We start from the raw sequence: 1215 nt of genomic DNA on the forward strand, positions 1-1215 counted from the left end.
TTCAAATTGCCAGAGTTGCGCACTGAAAACTCAGTGCACGCCAAGCAAAAATCGTCGAGTAAAACGCTGGGAACATGAAGCTGTGCTGGAGGAAATGCAGCGCCGTCTGAACCAAGCGCCAGAGATGATGCGGGTTCGTAAACGGACTGTTGAGCATCCCTTCGGGACGCTCAAACAATGGATGGGTTCGACGCATTTCTTGACTCGTAGGCTCGTCGGAGTCAGCGCGGAGATGAGCCTGAATGTGCTCGCCTACAATATGAAGCGGGTTATGAAAATCATCGGCACCGAAGGCTTGTTGAAGGCGATGGCGGCGTAAAAAGCCCGCTTTTCGGGGCTCCAGGAGACGCTAAAGCGCTTCATAAACGCTCTGGAGCGTTACCGGTGCTGATCGTGGTAAATGCTTAGGCAATCGCCTCGTCCACCATCGCTGGGCTACGGCACCCAAGCTGCGAAAGTGTTTTTACACACTCTGGGCCGAAAGCAGCCCCTCGTGGTCGGCAGCTTTCGGCTAGAAGCGGCCGGTCAGCAGCCCTCGTAACGGCGGCGCGTCGTCACCCCCGAACGCATTTGCAATGCCCGCACACTCGCCGCTCAGCGTTATTCGCGTAAGAAAATCTCGATGCTGCCCTGCTTACGCGGCTCAAAGATGCACCTCGCCGTGTAGCCGATCTCCGTACCAAAAACGTTCTTGGCATCAAAGTTTAAAAGCACCTGGACGTTCCCGGTGGTCTTGGCGGTCGTTGCACTGGTACCAGTGAAACTGTGGAAGTTGACCGAACTCGGGATGGTCGCGCTCCGTTTCGTCATGTCCCTACACGCAACAATGGCCTCACCTTCGTCCCAAGAGTTTTCTGCCTGTGTACGCACCTCGGCGCCGCTCTTAAGTTCAGCCTCGGTCAGGTAGATCCGGTTCTCGTTGGTGCAGTCAATGAAGAACTTGAGTGATCGCAGCGTGCTTTCGTCGCTGAGCTGGACATTCTCGACGTAGTCGCATTTTCCGCTGTCAATCACGCGCTCAGCCGCTGTGCGGCGGAAGCTTTTAATCTCCGTTAGCCGGCTGCGATATTTGGCCGTGAGCTTCGGATACTGTGCCGAAGTGTATTCGTCGATCGCGTAGTCTCGGATGCGAGTGGTGTAGTTCTCCTGGCGCTTCCGCTCGGCCTTGGCAGCGGCCTCCTTGGCTTCGAAGGCTTCCTTTTTCAGTTCGTATTC

At 55.8% G+C, this 1215-nt stretch carries 2 protein-coding genes; one reads left to right on the forward strand and one right to left on the reverse strand.

Translation table 11 applies throughout. From position 1 onward, the window contains the following. Positions 1–319, forward strand: a 319-nt coding sequence (locus DQ405_RS27015; protein WP_168426520.1) for a transposase, incomplete at its 5' end; no start/stop codon positions are given. A gap of 281 nt (positions 320–600) precedes the next feature. Here the strand turns inward: DQ405_RS27015 and DQ405_RS27020 are convergent. Further along, a partial coding sequence (locus DQ405_RS27020) for a hypothetical protein (RefSeq protein ID WP_168426521.1) occupies positions 601–1215 on the reverse strand: 615 nt, incomplete at its 5' end.

This window comes from Pseudomonas sp. SST3, assembly GCF_003325755.1.